This is a genomic window from Cellulomonas sp. McL0617 (assembly GCF_049994875.1).
Taxonomy (GTDB): Bacteria; Actinomycetota; Actinomycetes; order Actinomycetales; family Cellulomonadaceae; genus Cellulomonas.
Window position 1 is genome coordinate 1821965 of sequence record NZ_CP188256.1, and the last position, 20866, is coordinate 1842830.

Genomic DNA, 20866 nt, shown 5'->3' on the forward strand with positions numbered 1-20866 from the left:
CGGCCGGGACGCATCGAGGTGCTGGTGGAACGTGGGAGGGTGCGACGCGACGCCCGGCGTCCCGACGAGATCGACGTCGCCGAGCGTTTCAACGACATGATGCGGGGGACCGCTCCCCACACCGGGCGCCGCCCGGCAGAGAAAGGCACCACCACCTGATGAGGCTCCACCCGCTGCGTACCTACAAGAGCTCCGAGCCGCTGCCGCGCGAGGAGCAGCTGGCCTGGAAGATCGCCGAGGTCGCCGCCGACCCGGTCGCCGTCGACCCGGACGTCGCGGACATGATCGTCAACCGGTTCATCGACAACGCGTCCGTCGCGGTCGCGTCTCTGAAGCGCGCCCCGATCGTCGCGGCCCGCGGGCAGGCGCAGGCCCATCCGGTCGGTCCGGCGTCCGGGGGAGCGGGCGCGACGGTGTTCGGCATCGCGGGGCGGTACGGCCCGGAGTGGGCGGCCTACGCGAACGGCGTCGCCGTGCGCGAGCTCGACTACCACGACACCTTCCTGTCGGCCGAGTACTCGCACCCCGGAGACAACATCCCGCCGGTCCTCGCCGTCGCGCAGCACACCGGCGCCGACGGTGCCGCGCTCCTGCGCGGCATCGCGACCGGGTACGAGATCCAGGTCGACCTGGTGAAGGCCATCTCGTTGCACGCCCACAAGATCGACCACGTGGCCCACCTCGGCCCGAGCGCGGCGGCGGGCATCGGGACGCTGCTGGGCCTGCCGGTCGAGACGATCTATCAGGCGATCGGGCAGGCCCTGCACACCACGACGGCCACCCGGCAGTCGCGCAAGGGCGAGATCTCGACCTGGAAGGCATCCGCTCCGGCATTCGCCGGAAAGATGGCGATCGAGGCGGTCGACCGGGCCATGCGCGGCCAGACCAGCCCGTCACCGATCTGGGAGGGCGAGGACGGCGTCATCGCCTGGCTGCTCGACGGACCCGAGGGCCGCTACGAGGTTCCGCTCCCGGAGCCCGGAGAGGCCAAGCGCGCGATCCTCGACACCTACACCAAGGAGCACTCGGCCGAGTACCAGGCGCAGGCGTGGATCGACCTGGCCCGCGCGCTGGGAGCCGCTCATCCCGAGATCCGCGACCCCGCCAACGTCGAGCGGATCGTGCTGGCCACCAGCCACCACACGCACTACGTGATCGGCACCGGCGCCAACGACCCGCAGAAGTTCGACCCCGAGGCAAGCCGCGAGACGCTGGACCACTCGATCGCCTACATCTTCGCGGTCGCGCTGCAGGACGGTTCGTGGGACCACAACCTCTCGTACGCGCGGTCGCGGGCCACGCGACCGGACACGGTGGCGCTCTGGCACAAGATCAGCACCGTCGAGGACGCGGAGTGGACGCGGCGGTACCACTCGAACGACCTGACGGAGAAGGCGTTCGGCGGACGGGTCGAGATCGACCTGGTGGGCGGCGGCCGGATCGTCGACGAGATCGCGCTGGCCGACGCGCACCCGCTGGGCGCGCGGCCGTTCACCCGGCCGGACTACGTCCGCAAGTTCCGCACGCTGGCCGGCCCGGTGCTCTCCGAGGGGCAGATCGACACGTTCCTGGGCCTGGCCGAGAGGCTGCCGTCGCTGACGCCCGCCGAGGTGGGCGACCTCAACGTGCTGGTCGCCGACCTGCCCGAGGCACCGAAGGGGCTGCTCTGATGCTGCACTCGAGCGTGACCGCCGCGGACAAGCGCGCCGCCTTCCGGGCCCGCCTGGGCGCCGGCGACCTGATCCGGATGCCCGGTGCCTTCAACCCGCTGAGCGCTGCCCTCATCCAGGACAAGGGCTTCGAGGGCGTCTACATCTCGGGCGCGGTGCTCTCGGCAGACCTGGGGCTGCCGGACATCGGCCTGACCACGCTCACCGAGGTCGCGCAGCGCGGCGCGCAGATCGCCCGGGTCACCGACCTGCCCACCCTCATCGACGCGGACACCGGGTTCGGCGAGCCCATGAACGTCGCGCGCACCGTCCAGGTGCTGGAGGACGCGGGCATCAGCGGGATGCACCTCGAGGACCAGGTGAACCCCAAGCGCTGCGGCCACCTCGACGGCAAGGAGGTGGTCGACGAGGCCACCGCGCTCAAGCGCATCCGCGCGGCCGTCGAGGGTCGTCGCGACCCCAACTTCCTCATCATGGCGCGCACCGACATCCGGGGCGTCGACGGGCTGGCTGCCGCCGTCGACCGGGCCAAGGCGCTGCAGGACGCCGGAGCCGACGCGATCTTCCCGGAGGCGATGGCCTCGCTGGAGGAGTTCTCGGCGGTCCGGGCGGCGGTGAGCGTGCCGATCCTGGCCAACATGACGGAGTTCGGCAAGAGCGAGCTGTTCACCACCGGCCAGCTGGCCGACGTGGGCGTGGACATCGTGATCTTCCCGGTCTCGCTGCTGCGCCTGGCGATGGGTGCGGCCGAACGCGGCCTCGAGACGATCCTCGCCGAGGGCTCCTTGACCTCGAGGGTGCCCGAGATGCAGACCCGCGCCCGGCTCTACGAGCTGCTCGACTACGAGAGCTACTCCACCTTCGACGCGGGCATCTTCACGTTCGACCTGGACAACAACAGGAGCGGCGCATGACGGACATCAAGAAGGGGCTGGCCGGGGTCGTCGTCGACACCACCTCGGTGTCCAAGGTGAACCCCGAGACGAACTCGTTGCTCTACCGCGGGTACCCCGTGCAGGAGCTCGCGTCCACCCAGCCGTTCGAGGCGGTCGCCTACCTGCTATGGAACGGCGAGCTCCCCGACGACGCGCAGCTCGCCGAGCTGCGCTCCACGGAGCGTCCGTTGCGCGCCCTCGACCCGGACGTCCGGACGGTCCTGGACCTGACCCCGCTCGACGCGCACCCCATGGACGAGGTGCGCACCGCGGTCAGCCTCCTCGGAGCTGCTGCGCTGGCCGGCTCGGGCTCGGTGCTCGACGCCGGCGGCAGCCCCGAGGACAACCTGCGGCGCAGCGTCCAGCTCTTCTCGGCCCTGCCGGCGATCGTCGCGTACGGCCAGCGTCGGAGACGCGGTCTGGACGCCGTGGAGCCGCGCGACGACCTCGGCTACGCCGCGAACTTCCTCTGGATGACGTTCGGCGAGGAGGCCGACGAGGCCGTCGTCGACGCGTTCAACCGGTCGATGATCCTGTACGCCGAGCACTCCTTCAACGCCTCGACGTTCACGGCTCGGGTGGTCACCTCGACGCTGAGCGACCTCTACTCGGCCGTGGTCGCAGCGATCGGCGCGCTCAAGGGCCCGCTGCACGGCGGTGCCAACGAGGCCGTCATGCACATCTTCGACGAGATCGGTTCCGCGCAGGACGTGGCGGCGTGGCTCGACACCGCCCTGGCGGAGAAGCGCAAGATCATGGGCTTCGGGCACCGCGTCTACAAGCGTGGCGACTCCCGGGTGCCCACCATGAGGGCCGCCCTGGAGAGCCTGGTCGAGCACTACCACCGACCCGACGTCCTCGAGCTGTACACCGCGCTCGAGACCCAGTTCGTCGCGCGCAAGGGCATCTACCCGAACCTGGACTACCCGTCTGGGCCCGCCTACAACCTCATCGGCTTCGACACCGCGACCTTCACGCCGATCTTCGTCGCCGCCCGGATCACGGGCTGGACCGCGCACATCCTCGAGCAGGCGGCCTCGAACGCGCTGATCCGGCCGCTGTCGGAGTACGTCGGTCCGGACGAGCGGCACGTCGAGGGGTACGTCCCGCACGCCGACGAGCTGGCGCTGGCGGACCGCCCGGAGGAGCTCGGCTGACTCCCGCCGCCCGGTTCGGGTGAACCGGTCGCACCCCCGTCTCGTGTCAACTCGTGTCGGGCCCGTCGTGGGCTCGCGGAGGAAGGGTTGACGACGATGACGATCCTGAGGCGCGTAGCGATGGCTGCGGCGGTCGTGGTGACCGCCGGACTGATCGGGGCTCCCGCGGCTTTCGCCGGTGGCGGGCACGAGGGAGGTGGTCGGACCATCTTGGACGCAGAGCTGGCCGGGAGCCTGACGACCGATCCGGTCCTGTTCCAGAACGTGGCTCCAGGCGGGGCCAACTGGGTGATCGGCAACGGAGAGGCGCGGTTGCGCCACGACGGTCGCCTGGACGTGCGGGTGCGCGGTCTCGTCCTGACGTCGTCCGGCGCGAATCCCATCACGCAGCTCTCCGCGAGCGTCGCGTGCAACGGCGCCGTGGTCGCGACGACGGCCGTCGTGCCGTTCTCGTCCACGGGCGACGCCAAGATCAACGCCAAGGTCGCGCTGCCGAAGCGGTGCATCGCGCCGGTCGTGCTGCTCAACCCGCGTGGCGTCGCCACGGTCTACATCGGCGTGACCGGCACCGAGGGATGAGGTGGGCCCCGTCCGGGCCTCGTCGGCTTCGACGCCGCGACGTCCACCGGGGCACTGACGTGTGACGCGAGAGGCCTCCGCGTGCCAGCCCGGGTTCCTACCCCGGCTCGCCACGGAGGTCTCTCGCGACGTCCAGGTCACTGCACCCGACCGGCCAAGCTGGAGCAGGTCGGCTGACGACGGCCGCCTCAGCCCTGGCCGACGATGCTGAGCATCCCGGAGACCGCGCTCCCAGGGTGGTGGCTCGCCCGGACGGCGGGTCCGGTGAGCACCGGGAACCGGGCCTTGACCTGGTTGATCATGAGCCCGGAGGCTGCGCCCACGAGCGTGCCGACCACGCCGGCGAACAGCTGGTCGATGCCCAGCCCGATCGCGACCGGGACCAGCAGGAAGGTGGTGCGGACGCGGGTGTGGGCCAGCTCGCGGACCACGGCCCGGTTGTACTCCTCCACCAGCTGCTCGAGGAGCGTCGCGACGTCTGCGGCGGTCCACGTCGGCGACAGCTGGTTCTCCCAGGCCCAGAGCTCACGCCGGGCCCGGCGGAAGTCGTCGTCGCCGATCAGGTCCAGCACCCGGTGCAGGGTCTCCTCGTCCGGGTCGTCGACGCAGGCCAGCGGCAGCTGGAGCCGCAGCCCGGGCTGCCCGCTGCGCCACTCGAACGTGAGGGCGTCGAGGTCCGTCGAGGCCGAGCCGCCGGTGAACCGGACGGAGTCGGTCCCCTGGTAGGCGGCGACGAGCTCGGCGTCGTCGCGTGCCACCCGGCCGCGACCGTCGTGCGCGGCGAATGCTGGGTGCAGGGTCGGCTGGTCGAGCGGTGAGCGCGGGAACCGGTCGTCGTCGGTGTCCATGAGGGTGACGAACGGGCGGTCGGCCAGCAACTCGGCGGTGAGCAGGTAGGCGCGTTCCGGGTCGGCGCGTTCCTGCGGGCTCAAGTGGTCGAACGCGAACCGCCACTTCTCGCGCAGCTCCGCGTCCCACGGGATCGTCACCGCGGCGTCGCCCAGCTGGGTCACGCGCAGGGCCAGCAGCTCCGGGTCCCAGCCGGCATCGGCCCAGTACGTGAAGTCGTCGTCGTCCGCGGGGCACGGGAAGACGACCGCGTCGTGCATGAGCACGTCCGAGATCAGAGCACCGAGGTCGGTGTGCGCCCGGACCGAGTAGGTGGCCCAGCGGGGCCGCACCCGGGGTTCAGCGTCGTGCGACATCTCTGCCGTCCTTCGGTCGGCGATCGTCTTCCAGCATCCCCCTCGGGCGCGCCCGCGGACAGCCCCGCCCTAGGCGATCGACGTCGCGGACCTCTCGTCGCCCGCTCCGGCGCCGCCGGGCGTCAGTCCGTGACCCTCCCTACGGTGGACCCATGACCATCCCCACGCTCACCCTGAACAACGGCGTCACGCTGCCCGCCCTCGGCTTCGGCGTGTTCCAGACGCCCCCCGACGAGACGGTCGCCGCCGTGCGCACGGCGCTCGAGGTCGGCTACCGACACATCGACACCGCGGCGGCCTACGGCAACGAGCGCGAGGTGGGCAGGGCGCTGCGCGAGTCCGGGGTCCCGCGCGAGGAGGTGTTCGTCGAGACCAAGGTCTGGATCAGCGACTACGGGTACGACGCCACCCTGCACGCGTTCGACAAGTCCGCCGTCAAGCTCGGCGTCGACACGATCGACCTCCTGATCCTGCACCAGGCGCTGCCGAGCCGCTTCGACCTGACGATCGATGCGTACCGGGCCCTGGAGCAGCTCCTGGCCACCGGCAAGGTCCGGGCGATCGGGGTGTCGAACTTCATGACGGACCACCTCGACGAGCTGTTGGCGGCCACGACCGTCGTGCCCGCGGTGAACCAGATCGAGGTCCACCCGTACTTCCGTCAGCCGGCCGTCCTCGCCGCGGACGCAGCGCACGGGATCCTCTCCCAGGCGTGGTCGCCCATCGGCGGCATCACCTTCTACCGCGACAGCGGGCACCCGTCCGCGCTGGCCGACCCGACCATCGCCGCGATCGCGGCCACCCACGACCGGACCCCCGCGCAGGTCATGCTGCGCTGGCACCTGCAGCGGGGCCGGTCGGCGATCCCGAAGTCCGTCACCCCGTCGCGCATCGCGGAGAACTTCGCCGTGACCGACTTCGAGCTCACCGACGCGGAGCTGGCGGCGATCGACGCCCTGGACACCGGGCACCGCGGCGGCCCGGAGCCGGCGACGATGACCCTCGAGGCCTGGGGGCGCCCGGTCCCGGAGGCCTGACGCCGGTTACCTCGGGACGAACCGCTCGACGAGGAACCCAGGAATTCGCCCTGGCGTGCTGCTCATGTTGGCCGCTCGATCCGTCGATGACATATCGAGGTTGCGAGCGACCAAGGAGGGTAGCCATGGCACTCACGTTCGACGCATATCCGACACCGGCGTCATCGAGCGCTGCGGTCAACCCCGCGAAGCTGCGGGACGAGATCCACCGACTGTCGCAACGGCTGGTGCGCGCCAAGGAGTCCTACAACCAGGACTTCATCGACGGCGACCCCGGCGTGCCCCTCGACGAGCAGCTCGCGGTCATCGAGAGCTACGCGGCCAGGCTCGAGAGCGCGACCGAGCTGCTCCGTCAGGCCGAGGCCGCAGCCCAGTCACCGACCGAGGTGCCCGAGCAGCCGTCGCGGATCGCCGACCCGCTGCCGCCCCAGCCGGGGCTGCACCAGGCCCCGGTACCGGAGCCCCAGGTCCAGGAGCCCCCGGTCCAGGAGCCCCGGGTCCCGGAAGCCCAGATCCCGGAGGCCCGGATCCCGGAGCCCCGGATCCCCGAGCCCCAGGTCCCGGAGGCCCGGATTCCGGAACCCCGGACGCCGCAGCCTGCGGCACCGCCGGTGCCACCTCTGCCCCGTCCGACCGGTGTCGGAATCGCGAACCCGGACGGCACGCCGCTCGTCAACGACGGCGGCGCCATCCTCCGCACCGAGGATGCCGCGGTGGGCGACTACGTCCGGCATGCCGCCGAACAGCGCTGGCTGGCGGCGACCGGTCGCTCGTCCGGCGGCGAGTTCGTCGCGGTCTGCGACGCCATCCTCGCGGCCCTCGCGCACAAGCACGGCGTGGGGCTCGAGGACGAGCGCCAGCTGCTGGCTCGTCAGGTCGACGCTCGGTACCGACGCGACTACGGGTGAGGCGTCGCCGTGGTCGGCCCGGGCGGGTTTGATCGCGGCACGCACGACCGAGGAGTGGTCCGTCGCTGCGGCACTGTCTTGACTAGGTGAAGCGTTCGTCTCCGGTCGGCTCGTGGTGCGGCACCGCGTTCATCCGGTGCCGCAGCTGTGACAGCTCCTCATACATCCGCTTCCTCGCCCGGCTCTGGTTGCCCAGCGGACGGTGCTCGGCGATCGTGTGCCACGGGTTGTACGACAGCTGCTTCGCGAACTCCATCTGCGCGGGCGAGTCGAACGTCTGCCTCGGGAGGCGAAGCGTGGCGACGGGCACCCGCGGCGACAGCTTCGTCGGCCACAGCACGCCGGCGTTCTCGATCGGCATCAGGTGCGGGTCCGTCTGCATCTGCACGCGCACCTCCAGCTCCACATCACCCTCCGACAGCGACGCCACCATCGCGTCGCGCAGGTAGTCGTCCGGCGGGCGGAACGGCAGGCGCGGGATGGGTGTCTTCCTGCTCGACGTCGGCCACACGGAGTACGACATCGCCTGACCCTCACCCATCAGGTAGGGCACGCAGCTGAAGTAGGGCGCCTCGAACGGGCTGCTCTGGGTCTTGGTGTAGAGCGACTGCATGAGCATGTCGAACACGTGCGGGGCGCGCAGGTTGACGAAGTAGAACAAGGCCGCGTTCTGCACGCTCCAGAGCTGCAGCGCCGCGTTGGCCATCGCGTCGGGCGTGACGAAGGTGGCGGTCGACACCCCGAACATGTCGAGCGTGTGCCGCTCGTCGTTGAGCAGCTTCGGGCCCTCGACGCCCATGAGCTTGATGCTGATGCTCATGAAGCCGACGTCGTCGATGTCCGGCGTGATGTACGGCCCCGGCCCCGAGAAGCGTACCCACGCCGTGAAGGTCTGCGGCTTCGCGTAGATCCCGCGGCGCAGGTGCTCGGGCAGGTTGTCGTGCACGGTGAGCTCGCCCCGGCAGATGCCGTGCGTCTTGGTGTTGCCGCCGCGCTCGAAGCCGCCGGGCTTCCACAGGCCGGTCATCTGTTCGGTGAAGCTGCGCACGATCGAGTCGGTGAAGCTCTCCTCGTCGACCATCGCTCGCTCTTCCGCGATCTGCAGGTGCAGGTTGCGGCGGTTGACGTTGATGAGCGAGGTGATGAGTCGCTCGGCGCGGTCCTTCAGCAGGGCGTCGAGGGTCGGTCGGACGAACGGGTCGAAGCGACGCTCCAGCCGCAGCAACGCCGTGGCGGTGTCGGCGACGAAGTCGCGCCAGGCCACGCCGGTCGCGGCGCGCGGCTGCGGGTGGCTGGCGTTGGAGCTCGCGGTCGGCGTGGTGGGCACCCTCAGTCGCGAGTGGCCAGGACGGCGAGCGTCGTGTTGGCGGACGAGATGAGCGCCGTGGTGACCGCGGCACGCCGAGGCAGGTCCCCGCGCATGCCGGACACGACCGCCGACACCGTGTCCGAGGCGTGGATGAGGATGGCCAGGCGGGCCAGCTTGCGTCGCGAGGCGTCATCCGCGGTGAGCAGCTCGATGCCCAGGAGGATCGTCCGGATGCCGAACATCCGGAACGGATACATGCCCGCCCGGGACGCCTGTTCGTCCGTCGCCAGCCGGCGCAGGAGCACCTGGGGAGCCAGCAGGCCGAGCGTGCCCATGACGATCCGCACGACGGCCAGGATCTGACCCGAACGGCGGCTCGCGGTCGATGTCGCCATGGCGTCTCCCCTGATCGACTCCCGTGCCACGTTGGCACCGGTGCCGGTCGCTGTCAACGCTTGCACGTCCCTGTCCGGTTTCGACCGGTTTACGCCTTTACAAGCCTGGGCGGCGGGAGCACGCTGGAGGGCGATCAAGCCGACCTCGACCACCGGCTTGCGGCAGGGGAGGTCTGGCCATGTCGAGCAGGAACGCGACGCGTCAACCGACGATCACGCAGCCTCACACCGAGGCCGCCCTGATGCGCCTGGGCAATCGGCTCCTCGACGAGCTGTTCCGGGCGAGCCCTCCGGGTCCCGTTCCGAAGGGAAAGCTGCGCGGCACAGTTCTCGCCTTTCCCGGAACCCGAGCGGTGAAGCCGATCTCGATCTTCGCCCGTGCGTTCTTGTGGCAGGGGAAGGTCGTCGACGCGGAGCAGGCCAGCCTCAAGAACCTCATCAGCCCGTTCCGGCTGCGACTGATCAAGGCCACGTTGTCCACGGCTGAGAGCTGGGTCGACGGCGACCCGATCGTCCTCATCGACTACTCCCGCACCTCGCGCGTCGCCCACATGGTCCGTGACGAGATCCGCCTCGTCGGCCCCGGCCTCTACCTCGGAGTCGTCTGGCTGTGGCATCGGCGCGTCGGCTGGTTCACGCTCCGACAGCGGGGGTCGAAGTAGCCCGACGAACCGGCTCGCGACGGGTAGGCACATGGTCCCAGGGGTGGTTGCATGCCGGCACAGGTAGCGGTGTGCGTCCAGGCGGAGCTCGTCGCCGACCGCGAAGAGGCCGCCCGGGACCAGCTGGCACAGATCCGCGTCGATGACTTCGACGCGATCGGCACGGTTCACTTCGCCCGCGCCTTCGTCCTCGAGCCAGTGATCGACACCGAGGGACATCCGATACCGCCGTCGATCGTCTACATGGCTGACGTCGACGGTTCTGCCGACGAGCACTTCCGGGCCCTGCCGACCGAGATCCACGCACTGTTCGAGAACTGCCGGGGCTACCCGGGCACGCCCGGCGTGGCAGCGCGTCTCCTGTGGTTGCACGAGCACTCCTTGCGGCCGGCCGCCTACTACCGGCACACCGCCGACCGCCCGGTGGAGCAGATCAAGCGTGAGGCGTACCTGCGCGAGCAGGTCGAGGTCGTGCTCGACGAGCTGACGGCCGCCCAGCGAACCTCGGTCGACGCGGTCGCGCACACGGTGTACCGCGCGGTGAAACGGCGCCCCGACCTGTCGTGGGCGATCCGTCGACCCTCGAGCCCGGGACTCACCTACGGAGTGCTCCGGATCTCGACGCTCGTCGCCATCGTCCTCGGCCTGCTCCTCGTGCTCCCGCTCGTCGGCCCGTTCCTTGTCGCGTGGGTCCTCGTGGTGCGGGTCCTGGAGCTGCGCGACACGCCGGAGAGCGGAGCGGTCGACATCGGGCACATCGACGCGGTCCGTCGCTACGAGGACCATGGGGTCCAGAACCCCTTCACCGGCATCGGGTTCGTCAAGCCTGGGATCGTGCGACGCCTCACGATGCGCGGGGCGCTGCTCGGGCTCGATCTGGCGTTCCGGCTCGTCATGTACCGAGACAACCTGTCCGGGGTCCAGACCATCCACTTCGCCCGGTGGCAACCGGTCGACGGTGGCCGACGGCTCATCTTCGCCAGCAGCTACGACGGCAACCTCGAGAGCTACATGGACGACTTCATCTCCCGGCTGGCCTGGGGCATCAACCTCGTCTTCAGCAACGGCGTCGGCTTCCCGCGCACGCGCTGGCTGTTCTTCGGTGGCGCCAAGGACGAGATCGCCTACAAGCACTACCTGCGCCGGCACCTGGTGCCGACCGTGGTGTTCTACTCGGCCTACCCGACGCTCGCGGCGACGCACATCGACCGGAACGCGGACGTCCGTCGGGCCCTTCGCGCCCAGGACCCGCGATGGCTCGAGGCGATGTGAGCGGGGCGATGGGCGACCTGCTCGACCTGGGCGACCTCCAGGGTCTGGTGGTGCGCGGATACGGGAAGCTCCCGTGCGCCGCCTACGTCCTGCTGCACGCGCCGACGTCCGACGGGCTGCGAAGGCTGGCACGGTGGGCTGCGCCGCGAGTCACCACCGGCGATGAGAGTCCGGACGACCAGGCGATGCAGGTCGCCCTGACCCACGACGGCGTCCGCTGCCTGACCGAGTGGGACGACCTCCCCGACGGGTTCTCCGAGCCGTTCCGCACGGGCATGGACACCGAGTACCGGAACCGGATCCTGGGCGACACGGGCACGAACGATCCGAGCGGGTGGCTGTGGGGGCGCTCCGGGGAGGAGCCCATCCACCTCCTGCTCCTGCTCTACGCCCAGGACGCCCGGACCCTGACGACGCTCGTGGCCGAGGTACGCGCCCAGGCCGAGCAGGACGGCGTCCGCGTGCAGCGGGTCCTTTTGGCCGACGGTCTGAGCGACCGGGAGGTGTTCGGGTTCAGGGACGGGATCTCGCAGCCGACGATCGCAGCGGTCACCGGCGGTCCCGACCCCGCGGAGGCGCTGAGGCCTGGGGAGTTCGTGCTCGGCTACCGCAACGAGTACGGCCAGCAGTCCGAGCGCCCCCTCCTGCAGCAGTCCGCGGACCCCGAGCGGATGCTGCGCCGCGACCGGTCGGGCGCTCCGGACCTCGGGCGCAACGGCACGTACCTCGTCTTCCGCCAGCTCCGCCAGGACGTCGACGGGTTCTGGGATCACGTGAATTCGGCGACGGACGGGGACGCGGCGCAGGCCGAGCACCTCGCAGCACGCATCGTCGGCAGGTGGCCCAGCGGGGCACCCTTGGTGCTGGCACCCGCGGTCGACGACCCCACCCTCTCGGCCGCCAACGACTTCGGGTACCACGACGTCGACCCCCTCGGCGTGCGGTGCCCCGTGGGTGCCCACGTCCGGCGCGCGAACCCGCGCGACTCCCTGCCGCCGAACCCCGGCACAGACGCCTCGCTCCGTGGCGTCCGGACGCACCGACTGGTCCGGCGGGGCAGGACGTACTCCGACGCCGACGAGCGCGGCCTGTACTTCCTGTGCCTGAACGCCAACCTGGCACGCCAGTTCGAGTTCGTGCAGCACGGCTGGTTGAACGGCAACGTGTTCGCGCCGCTGGACGACGCGGACGATCCGTTGATCGGCTCCCGGGTGCACGGGCCGTCGACCTTCACCGTCCCCGGGGAACCTGTCCGACACCGGTACCGAGAGCTCCCGCAGTTCGTCCAGATGCGTGGGGGCGCCTACTTCTTCCTGCCGGGCCTCCGGGCGCTCCACTACCTCGCAGCACGCCCCAGGGGTGGATCGGCTGCGTAGAACGCACGTCAACGACACGAACCTCGGGGGAACGATGCGCAAGCAGTCAGCGTTCGGCAAGCTCGTGGAGCTGCTCGACAAGCGATTCGAGTGGCACAGGTTCCCGACCCTGCTGGGGGTGCTCGCGCTCATCGGCATCCGGAACACGCTGCGCGCCCGCAACCTGTTCAGCACGTCCCAGGGGTCCGGTGCCAAGGCGCCGGTCCCGGCCCCACCGCGCCACCTGGTCGCCCGTACGACGGACGGCTCGTACAACGACCTGGCGCACCCGGCCATGGGGATGGCCCGGACGCGGTTCGGCCGGAACGTCCCTCTGGAGCTGACCAGGCCCGAGGTGCCGCCTCGGCTGTTCACCCCCAACCCCCGGACGATCAGCGACGCCCTGCTGCTGCGACACGAGTTCAAGCCGGCGACCACGTTGAACGTGCTCGCGGCCGCGTGGCTCCAGTTCGAGACGCGCGACTGGTTCAGCCACGGCACCGACATGGAGCACCCGATCCGGGTGCCGCGCCCGGCGGGCGACGACTGGCCGGACGACCCTATGGTGTGGCCGAGCACGCCCAGCGACCCCAGCAACCACGCGACCGACGGCTCGGCGACGTGGGTCAACACCGAGACCCACTGGTGGGACGCGTCCCAGCTGTACGGGAGCACGCCCGAGTTCGAGCACGCCGTCCGCCTCGGCACCGCTGGAAGGGTCCGGATCCGGGACGACGGCCTGATCGACGTGGACCCCGCGCTGCTGGGCACCTCGGGCGGCCAGGACGGCTGGTGGATGGGCCTCGAGCTCATGCACACGCTCTTCATGCGCGAGCACAACGCGATCTGCGACCGGCTCGCAGCGTCCTACCCGTCGTGGAACGACGACCAGCTGTTCGAGAAGGCGCGGCTGATCAACGCGGCGCTGATCGCCAAGATCCACACGGTCGAGTGGACACCGGCCATCCTCGGCCACCCGGTGCTGCACATCGCCATGCGCGCCAACTGGTGGGGCGTGGCCGAGGAGAAGGTGCACGACCTCGTCGGCCGGCTCTCGTCCAGCGACCTGATCAGTGGTATCCCCGGGTCGCCGACGGACCACCACGGCGTGCCGTATGCCATGACGGAGGAGTTCGTCGCGGTCTACCGGATGCACCCGCTGATCCCCGACGACTACGAGATCCGTGACGCCGAGACGGGCGACGTGAGCGAGCGCCTGGGATTCATGGACCTGCACGGGTTGAGCTCGAGATCGGTCCTGGAGCGGGTCTCGGCGACGAACGCGTTCTACTCCCTCGGCGTGGCCCACCCCGGGGCCCTGCGCCTCCACAACAGCCCACGCTTCATGCACCGGCTGCCGCGCAACGACGGCGCGCTGATCGACCTGGCCGCGATCGACGTGCTGCGCTCGCGGGAGCGTGGCGTGCCGCGCTACAACGAGTTCCGCCGCCTCATGCACATGGCACCCGTGAGCAGCTTCGACGAGCTTGGCGACGACCCCGCGACGGTCGCGAAGCTGCGCGAGATCTACGACGACGACCTGGAGGACGTCGACCTGATGGTCGGCATGCTGGGCGAGCAGCTCCCGCGCGGCTTCGGGTTCAGCGACACCGCGTTCCGGATCTTCGTCCTCATGGCGTCCCGGCGACTGAAGAGCGACCGGTTCTTCGGCGTCGACTTCACCAAGAAGACCTACACGCCGGAGGGCATGGCCTGGATCGACGGCAACGACATGTCGTCCGTCATCGTCCGGCACTACCCGGAGCTCGCCTCGGCCGTGCGCGGGGTGCGCAACGCGTTCGCGCCGTGGCCGCTCCCGTCGGCGTAGCGCCCGACGGCAAGGTCGTTGCTCAGCCGATGGCGCCGATCGCGGTGCCCCAGTTCGCAAGGTAGGGCGGGTACCCGAAGGTGCCGGGAACGTATTCCGCGGCCACCCACACCGTGCCGCCGGCGTCGGCGACCGCGGCGGAGTAGTCGCCCCAGCGTTCCTGCCCGTTGCCGTCGTACTGCGGGTAGCCGGTGAATCCGTCGGCGGGCTTCGTCCCGGCTCCGTAGATCGAGACCGGGCCCGTGACTGCCCCGTCGCTGGTGAGGCGGACGTAGGCGGTCGAGGGGTAGAAGTCCGGTCCGACCAGCGTGAACACCATTGCTGCCTTCGTCCCGCCTGCGGCGACCCCGATGGATGGGTACATCACGGAGCTGCGGTCGACTGCGACGTAGCCCTGGTTCGCCATGGTGGCGGACACGCCGTTCGCGGTGCTGCTGGGCTGGACGACGAAGTAGGCGATCGCGGTCGTGGTGGGGCCGTTCTTGGTCTTCGCAGCCGTGTTGACGCCGCTCCAGAGCTTGCCGCCGGAGTAGACGACCTGGTTCATCCGGTCGTCGTTCGACTGGAGGAGGTTGAGCTTGTCCTTCAGGCTCTGGCCCAGGGGATAGGGGCCGGCCTTCTGCTGCACCGACGGTGGCTGGCCGTAGACCTCGCTGCTGATCACCACGCTGGAGAGCTGCACCGCCGGGCTCGCCGTGGTGAGGCTCTGGGTGTTGGTGAGCGCCCAGGTGGCGACGCGGTCGTCGAGCTTGGCGTTGAAGTCGAGTGCCGACAGCGCGTACTCGGTGCCGTTGTTGGCGCTCGACCACTCGGACGGGACGGGCGAGGTCGCCGGCTGCACGCTGTACGCGGTGCCCTCAGCGAGCTGGAGGCCGCCGGATTCGATGCGCTGCACCTTCATCGTGCCGTTGGCGAGGGCGGCCTTGTCGAACGCGTAGATCTGGGCGCCGTTGAACTGCGGGCCGTCGATCGAGAACTCGTTCGTCGTGACGTAGAACCCGTAGCGGTCGGCGCCGATCAGGGGCTGGTCGCCCAGGCAGGGGCAGCCGGCGTGGCTGGGCGTGCCGGGCGCGCCGTCGTTGCGGACGTCGAGCCGGTACTGGTACCAGTCGGCCGCGCTCGTCGACGGGGTGGAGGACTTGCTGACCGCGATGTTCTCGAAGCTGGTCCCGGTGAAATCGCCGGTCGCTGGGTCGACACCGAGCTGGAGCTCGGTCATGAAGAACCGGCTCAGCTGGGGATCGAAGTAGCACTTGGGGTCGGACAGGAACGGCCCGTACGTACCGGTCGCCCGGTCGATCTCGGGAGTGCCGTTGTTCCAGAACGGCACGTACGCCTGCGGCGCGGACGTACGTGTGCCGGATGTCGAGTACGTGGCGAACACGTTGTTCACGCCCTCGATCACCTCACTCGTCCCCACGCAGAGCGCCTGGTCCGGGGGTTCGAGGCTGAACTGGTTGCCCCCGTTCGCGTCGCGGGTGTCCTTCAGGCTCAGGCCCTCCGCCCGCTTCGAGGCAGGATCGGCCGCCACCGACTGGCTCGTCGGCCGCGGAAGACCCGCGGCGGGCACCCGGGCGGGAGCGTTGGACCTCGGTGGTGTGAGGACGGATGCGGCGTCTTCACCAGGCTCGAAGGGGCGCACCTCCGTCCCACCGTTCGGTGTTGCCGCGGTCGCAGCCGCGGGTACGAACAGACCTGCGCCGAAGACGAGGCCGCACGCGACGGCCAAGGACGCGATGCGCCGTGAGACGCTCGCAGACGTTCGAACCACGATCGGCCTCCGGGGGAAGAATCGGCAGTGAGTTCACCTAACGCGCGGCCCTCGAGATCTGTCAATGGCGAGGCCCGGCCGGGCCGACCGGCTGCCACCGACCACGCCTCAAGCTCCTTGCGCCAGGTGGGCGCGCCTGCGCCGTGGGACGCTGGGCGAACGCGGGGACTCGACGAGGAGGCCGCAGATGTGCCGGTGGATCGCGTACACGGGTTCGCCCGTGCGGCTCGACGAGCTGCTCTACAAGCCCGCCAACTCGCTCGTCATGCAGAGCCTGCACAGCCGGCTGGGTGCGGAGCCGACCAACGGCGACGGCTTCGGCGTCGGGTGGTACGACGAGCACTCGTCGACGCCGGGGCTGTTCCGCAGCGTCGAGCCCGCGTGGAGCGACCGCAACCTGCGCGAGCTCTCGCAGCACGTGCGGTCGGGAGTCGTGCTCGCGCACGTCCGGGCGACGAGCGGGTCGGCCGTGCAGCAGACCAACTGCCACCCGTTCCGCCACGACCGCTGGCTGTTCATGCACAACGGGCTGATCGCACGGTTCAGCGAGCTCAAGCGAGACCTCCAGCTGGCCGTCGACCCCGAGCTCTTCCCGACGATCGAGGGCACCACCGACTCCGAGACGCTCTTCCACCTCACGCTGACGTTCGGACTGACCGACGACCCGCAGAAGGCCGTCGCCGCTGCGATCGGGCTGGTCGAGGACGTCGCTCGCCGGCACGGCGTCGAGTACCCGATGCAGGGCACGATCGCGACCACCGACGGCGAGCGCCTGTGGGCGTTCCGCTACTCGTCGGAGGGCCGGTCGCGCTCACTGTTCCACAACCAGGACGTCGCCGTGCTCCGTCAGCAGTACCCCGACAACCCGACGCTGCACGGCCTGTCCGCCGACACGCGCATCGTCGTCTCCGAACCCCTGGGCGACCTCCGTGGCGCCTGGCTCGAGGTGCCGGAGAGCACGTGCCTCGTGATCGGCGGCGGCGTGCAGGAGACCGTCCCGTTCGCGCCCGCGGCACCGTAGCAGGGCGTTCCGGGCTCTCGTCGGTTCGGTTCAGAGAGCCGTTCGCGGCAGTCGGTCCTAGCGTGGGAGGTCACGTTCGTCGATTCGGCGTCCGACGCCACGCCAGACGGTCGCCGGGAACGGAGTCGCCATGTCTCGCACCTACACGGTCGGGTACTTCGTCGGGAGCCTCTCGTCGACGTCGATCAACCGGATCCTGTCGAAGGCCCTGATCGCGCTGGCGCCCGACGACCTGGAGTTCGTCGAGATCCCCATCGGGAACCTGCCCCTGTACAGCCCCGACTTCGACGCGGACTATCCGCCCGAGGCCCGCGCGCTCAAGGAGTCGATCGCCGGTGTGGAGGCCGTGCTGTTCGTCACCCCGGAGTACAACCGGTCGATCCCGGGTGCGCTGAAGAACGCCATCGACTGGGCGTCGCGGCCGTGGGGACGCAACTCGTTCGACCACATGCCGGCGGCCGTGATCGGGGCGTCGGTCGGGGCGATCGGGACCGCCGTGGGCCAGCAGAGCCTGCGCGCAGTCCTGAGCTTCTGCAACGCACGGCAGATGACGTCGCCCGAGGCGTACATCCATTTCTCGCCCGAGGTCTTCACGCCCGACGGTGAGGTCACCGACGACTCGACCGCCGCGTTCCTCCGGGCGTACATGAGCGAGTTCCACGACCACCTGGTCCGGGTCCTCACCGTGCTGCCGCGCACGTGATCCGGTGGTCGCCGTGCGTGCAGCTCAGTCCGCGATCACGCCCAGCTTCTTGAGCTCGATCGTCATGCGGCGGGCGATCTCGGCGTAGCCGGCGTCGTCCGGGTGCTGGTACTGGTCGTCGGACCGCCACTCGGGGTGGTCGGTGAGCCAGTCGCCCGCGCCCGCGACGTAGTCGGCGTGGACCTCTGCCGCGCCGGCCTTGACCGCGTCGGCAACCAGGGTGAATCCCGGCGACACGGGCGCGGGGATCCAGAACGGCTCGACGACGACGAGCCGCGCCTGGGGTGCCTCGGCCCGGAAGCGCGCGAAGTCGTCGTGGATGGCGGTGGTGATCTCGTCGATCTGGTCCTCCGCGACGAACGTGTCGTTGAGGCCCATCGTCACGATGATCAGGTCGGGGTGGGCATCGAGGACCGTCTGGACGGCGTCCGTGCCGTCTCGGTCGGCGACGAAGCCGAGCCCGTTGATCCCCGCGTTGTGCTCGACCCAGCCTTCCTGCTGCGCCAAGACAGTGCTCCAGCGTGCCGCGGGTGAGCTCGCTTGCTCGCCGAACGTGTAGGAGTCGCCGTAGAAGGCGACGGACGCACCGGCCGGGACGGCGGCGGTCGACGGCGTCTTGCCGTCGGCGGGGCGGGTCACCAGGAAGACGCCGACCGCCGCGACGACCACGACGGCGCCCACGACAAGGAGCGCGCGGAAAGGGCCGGATCCTTTGACCGAAACCGGTTTCGGATTTGTCATGGTCGCAACGTAGCGGACCTGACCTGCGCAAAGAGGGGTTCTGACACCCCGGATCCTGCTGGCCCGTGAGTGGCCGCCGCCGCGGTCGCCCCGTGAGCGCCATTGCCGCTGATGTCACGGATAATATATGATCCGCGGGTGACTGACCATGAGTCGACGGCGACGCAGGACGAGCGGTTCCGGGCACTGCCTGGGCGTCCGGGCAAGGTCATCGCGGTGCACCTCAGCTATGCGTCGCGCGCGGACCAGCGCGGCCGGAGGCCCGGCCACGCGTCGTACTTCCTGAAGCCGTCCAGCTCGATCGCCGCGTCCGGGGGGGTTGTCGAGCGGCCGGCAGGCACCGAGCTGCTCGCGTTCGAGGGCGAGGTGGCGCTGATCATCGGCACACCGGCGCGGCGCGTCACCATCGATGCGGCCTGGAGCCACGTCGACTGGGTCACGGCCGGCAACGACCTTGGCCTCTACGACCTGCGGACGAACGACCGAGGCTCCAACCTTCGGGCCAAGGGTGGCGACGGCTTCACGCCGCTCGGTCCCGCGCTCATCGACGCGCGCACGGTCGACCCAGGCGCGCTACGCGTGCGCTCCTGGGTGAACGGTGCGCCGGCTCAGGCCGACACGACGGCGAACCTCATGTTCTCGCTGGCCCAGATCGTCGCGGACCTCTCGCAGCACCTCACGCTCGAGACCGGCGACGTCATCCTCACAGGGACGCCCGCCGGGGCGAGCGTCCTCGTGCCCGGCGACGTCGTCGAGGTCGAGGTCGACGTCCCGGGCGGCTCGAGCACCGGACGGCTCGTCACCACGGTGACGCAGGGGGAGGTGGCGTTCGACGACGCTCTCGGGTCGCTGCCGAGCATCGACGACGCGCAGAGGGCCGAGGCGTGGGGCTCGCGCGAGGCCGCCGGATTGGGACCGACGCTCGCACCCTCGCTGCGCGAGAAGCTGCTCCGGACGCCCGTCGCCGGCCTGTCCGCCCAGCTGCGCCGGCGGGGGCTGAACAACGTGACGATCGAGGGCGTGCGGCCGCTGCGACCCGGCGCCAAGCTGGTCGGCACCGCGCGGACGCTTCGGTTCGTCCCCAACCGGGAGGACCTGTTCGAGCGGCACGGTGGCGGGTACAACGCGCAGAAGCGGGCGTTCGACGCCGTCGGCACGGGCGAGGTGCTGGTGATCGAGGCCCGCGGCGAGACCGGCTCGGCGACCCTTGGCGACGTGCTCGCGATCCGGGCGCACTCACGTGGCGCGGCGGGGATCGTCACCGACGGCGGCGTGCGGGACGGCGATGCGGTTGCGGCCGTGGGCATCCCCGTCTTCTGCGCGGGCACGCACCCTGCCGTCCTCGGCCGCAAGCACGTGCCGTGGGATGCGGACGTGACAGTCGCCTGCGGGGGCGCGACCATCCAACCGGGCGACATCATCGTCGGCGACTCGGACGGAGTGATCATCGTGCCACCGGCGCTCGCCGAGGAGGTCGCCGACGCGGCGCTCGCCCAGGAGGACGAGGACGCGTGGATCGCGACGCAGGTCTCGGCGGGTCACGCCATCGACGGGCTGTTCCCCATGAATGCCAGCTGGAGATCGAGGTACGAGGCATGGCGGGCAGCGCAGTGAGCGTCGTCGCGGGGTTGAGCAAGTCCCAGCTGGCCTACCTCTGGATCAAGGAACGGATCGCGAAGCAGGAGTTCACACCCGGCTACCGGCTCGTGCTCGGGACGATCGCCAACGAGCTCGACATGAGCGTCGTGCCGGTCCGCGAGGCGGTGCGCCAGCTCGAGGCCGAGGGACTGATCACGTTCGAGCGCAACGTCGGCGCGCGGGTCGCGATGGTCGACGACTCCCAGTACCGCTTCGCGATGGAAGCCATCACGGTCGTCGAGAGCGCCGCGACGGCACTGGCGGCCCGGAGCCTCACGGTCGACGACATCCGCCACGCCCGGGCCGTGAACGAAGTCATGACCAGGTCCCTCACCCGCTTCGACCCCCGGTCGTTCTCCGCGCTGAACCAGGAGTTCCACCACATCCTCTACTCGAGGTGCCCGAACCCGCGGCTGCTGGAGATCGTCGAGGCCGAGTGGGCCCGGCTCGCGCCGATGCGCGACTCGATCTTCGCCTTCGTCCCCGGCAGGGCACAGGAGTCCGTGCGCGAGCACGAGGACATCCTCGTGCTCATCGAGGGCGGTGCGCCGGTCCGGGACGTCGAGGACGCCGTGCGGCGGCATCGCGCGGGCACGCTCACCGCCTATCTGGCGCACGAGCACCCCGACGAGGCTCGGGCAGCGTCGTCCCTGGACACCTCGACGACGACGAAGGAGTAG

19 protein-coding genes are annotated in these 20866 nt (G+C 70.3%); 14 read left to right on the forward strand and 5 right to left on the reverse strand.

What is annotated here, in order from left to right; all coding sequences use genetic code 11:
- The first annotated feature begins 158 nt into the window (after window positions 1-158).
- The 4 genes from ACPPVS_RS08250 (at window position 159) to ACPPVS_RS08265 (ending at window position 4341) form a co-directional block, all read left to right on the forward strand.
- On the forward strand, window positions 159-1670 hold the full coding sequence (locus ACPPVS_RS08250) for an MmgE/PrpD family protein (RefSeq protein ID WP_426595564.1): 1512 nt from the start codon (window positions 159-161) through the stop codon (window positions 1668-1670).
- Complete coding sequence (gene prpB, locus ACPPVS_RS08255; RefSeq protein WP_426595565.1) at window positions 1670-2584, forward strand: methylisocitrate lyase; 915 nt, start codon at window positions 1670-1672, stop codon at window positions 2582-2584. The genes ACPPVS_RS08250 and prpB overlap by 1 nt, the downstream gene beginning before the upstream one ends.
- On the forward strand, window positions 2581-3762 hold the full coding sequence (locus ACPPVS_RS08260; RefSeq protein ID WP_426595566.1) for a bifunctional 2-methylcitrate synthase/citrate synthase: 1182 nt from the start codon (window positions 2581-2583) through the stop codon (window positions 3760-3762). Before prpB ends, ACPPVS_RS08260 begins: the two co-directional genes overlap by 4 nt.
- 96 nt (window positions 3763-3858) lie before the next feature.
- The gene (locus ACPPVS_RS08265) at window positions 3859-4341 is read left to right on the forward strand and encodes a hypothetical protein (protein ID WP_426595567.1); all 483 of its coding nucleotides are present in this window, start codon (window positions 3859-3861) and stop codon (window positions 4339-4341) included.
- A gap of 188 nt (window positions 4342-4529) precedes the next feature.
- Here the strand turns inward: ACPPVS_RS08265 and ACPPVS_RS08270 are convergent, their stop codons facing one another.
- Window positions 4530-5546 (reverse strand): hypothetical protein, encoded by a 1017-nt coding sequence (locus ACPPVS_RS08270; RefSeq protein ID WP_426595569.1) that lies wholly within the window; start codon window positions 5544-5546, stop codon window positions 4530-4532.
- Window positions 5547-5698: 152 nt separating this feature from the next.
- On the opposite strand from ACPPVS_RS08270, the gene ACPPVS_RS08275 reads away from it, so the two are divergent.
- Both ACPPVS_RS08275 and ACPPVS_RS08280 read left to right on the forward strand, forming a co-directional pair.
- Window positions 5699-6583, forward strand: a complete 885-nt coding sequence (locus ACPPVS_RS08275) for an aldo/keto reductase (RefSeq protein ID WP_426595570.1) — start codon at window positions 5699-5701, stop codon at window positions 6581-6583.
- Between the two features lie 125 nt (window positions 6584-6708).
- Entirely contained in the window at window positions 6709-7491 is a 783-nt protein-coding gene (locus tag ACPPVS_RS08280; RefSeq protein ID WP_426595571.1) for a hypothetical protein, read from the forward strand.
- A gap of 82 nt (window positions 7492-7573) precedes the next feature.
- Here the strand turns inward: ACPPVS_RS08280 and ACPPVS_RS08285 are convergent, their stop codons facing one another.
- On the reverse strand, window positions 7574-8818 hold the full coding sequence (locus tag ACPPVS_RS08285; protein WP_426595572.1) for a hypothetical protein: 1245 nt from the start codon (window positions 8816-8818) through the stop codon (window positions 7574-7576).
- A 2-nt stretch (window positions 8819-8820) separates the two neighbouring features.
- Window positions 8821-9195, reverse strand: coding sequence for a hypothetical protein (locus ACPPVS_RS08290; RefSeq protein ID WP_426595573.1), 375 nt, complete (start codon window positions 9193-9195; stop codon window positions 8821-8823).
- Between the two features lie 179 nt (window positions 9196-9374).
- Here ACPPVS_RS08290 and ACPPVS_RS08295 point away from each other — a divergent pair, with 179 nt between their 5' ends.
- From ACPPVS_RS08295 to ACPPVS_RS08310, 4 genes are read left to right on the forward strand one after another with little or no spacing between them, the layout of a single operon-like run.
- Window positions 9375-9857, forward strand: coding sequence for a hypothetical protein (locus tag ACPPVS_RS08295; protein ID WP_426595574.1), 483 nt, complete (start codon window positions 9375-9377; stop codon window positions 9855-9857).
- Between the two features lie 51 nt (window positions 9858-9908).
- Complete coding sequence (locus ACPPVS_RS08300) at window positions 9909-11129, forward strand: hypothetical protein (protein WP_426595575.1); 1221 nt, start codon at window positions 9909-9911, stop codon at window positions 11127-11129.
- Window positions 11111-12505: a Dyp-type peroxidase gene (locus ACPPVS_RS08305; RefSeq protein ID WP_426595576.1), complete on the forward strand. Its 1395-nt coding sequence runs from the start codon at window positions 11111-11113 to the stop codon at window positions 12503-12505. The genes ACPPVS_RS08300 and ACPPVS_RS08305 overlap by 19 nt, the downstream gene beginning before the upstream one ends.
- A 34-nt stretch (window positions 12506-12539) precedes the next feature.
- Window positions 12540-14312, forward strand: a complete 1773-nt coding sequence (locus ACPPVS_RS08310; RefSeq protein WP_426595577.1) for a peroxidase family protein — start codon at window positions 12540-12542, stop codon at window positions 14310-14312.
- 22 nt (window positions 14313-14334) lie between these two features.
- Here the strand turns inward: ACPPVS_RS08310 and ACPPVS_RS08315 are convergent, their stop codons facing one another.
- Entirely contained in the window at window positions 14335-15843 is a 1509-nt protein-coding gene (locus tag ACPPVS_RS08315) for a hypothetical protein (RefSeq protein ID WP_426595578.1), read from the reverse strand.
- A 427-nt stretch (window positions 15844-16270) separates the two neighbouring features.
- Between ACPPVS_RS08315 and ACPPVS_RS08320 the strand changes: the two genes are divergently transcribed.
- Window positions 16271-17104 (forward strand): class II glutamine amidotransferase, encoded by an 834-nt coding sequence (locus ACPPVS_RS08320; protein WP_426595579.1) that lies wholly within the window; start codon window positions 16271-16273, stop codon window positions 17102-17104.
- 130 nt (window positions 17105-17234) lie between these two features.
- Entirely contained in the window at window positions 17235-17807 is a 573-nt protein-coding gene (locus ACPPVS_RS08325) for an NADPH-dependent FMN reductase (RefSeq protein ID WP_426595580.1), read from the forward strand.
- Between the two features lie 24 nt (window positions 17808-17831).
- Here ACPPVS_RS08325 and ACPPVS_RS08330 read toward each other — a convergent pair whose 3' ends face one another.
- Entirely contained in the window at window positions 17832-18488 is a 657-nt protein-coding gene (locus ACPPVS_RS08330) for an SGNH/GDSL hydrolase family protein (protein ID WP_426595581.1), read from the reverse strand.
- 171 nt (window positions 18489-18659) lie between these two features.
- Here ACPPVS_RS08330 and ACPPVS_RS08335 point away from each other — a divergent pair, with 171 nt between their 5' ends.
- The gene (locus ACPPVS_RS08335) at window positions 18660-20162 is read left to right on the forward strand and encodes a fumarylacetoacetate hydrolase family protein (protein WP_426595915.1); all 1503 of its coding nucleotides are present in this window, start codon (window positions 18660-18662) and stop codon (window positions 20160-20162) included.
- Window positions 20144-20866: a GntR family transcriptional regulator gene (locus ACPPVS_RS08340; RefSeq protein WP_426595582.1), complete on the forward strand. Its 723-nt coding sequence runs from the start codon at window positions 20144-20146 to the stop codon at window positions 20864-20866. The genes ACPPVS_RS08335 and ACPPVS_RS08340 overlap by 19 nt, the downstream gene beginning before the upstream one ends.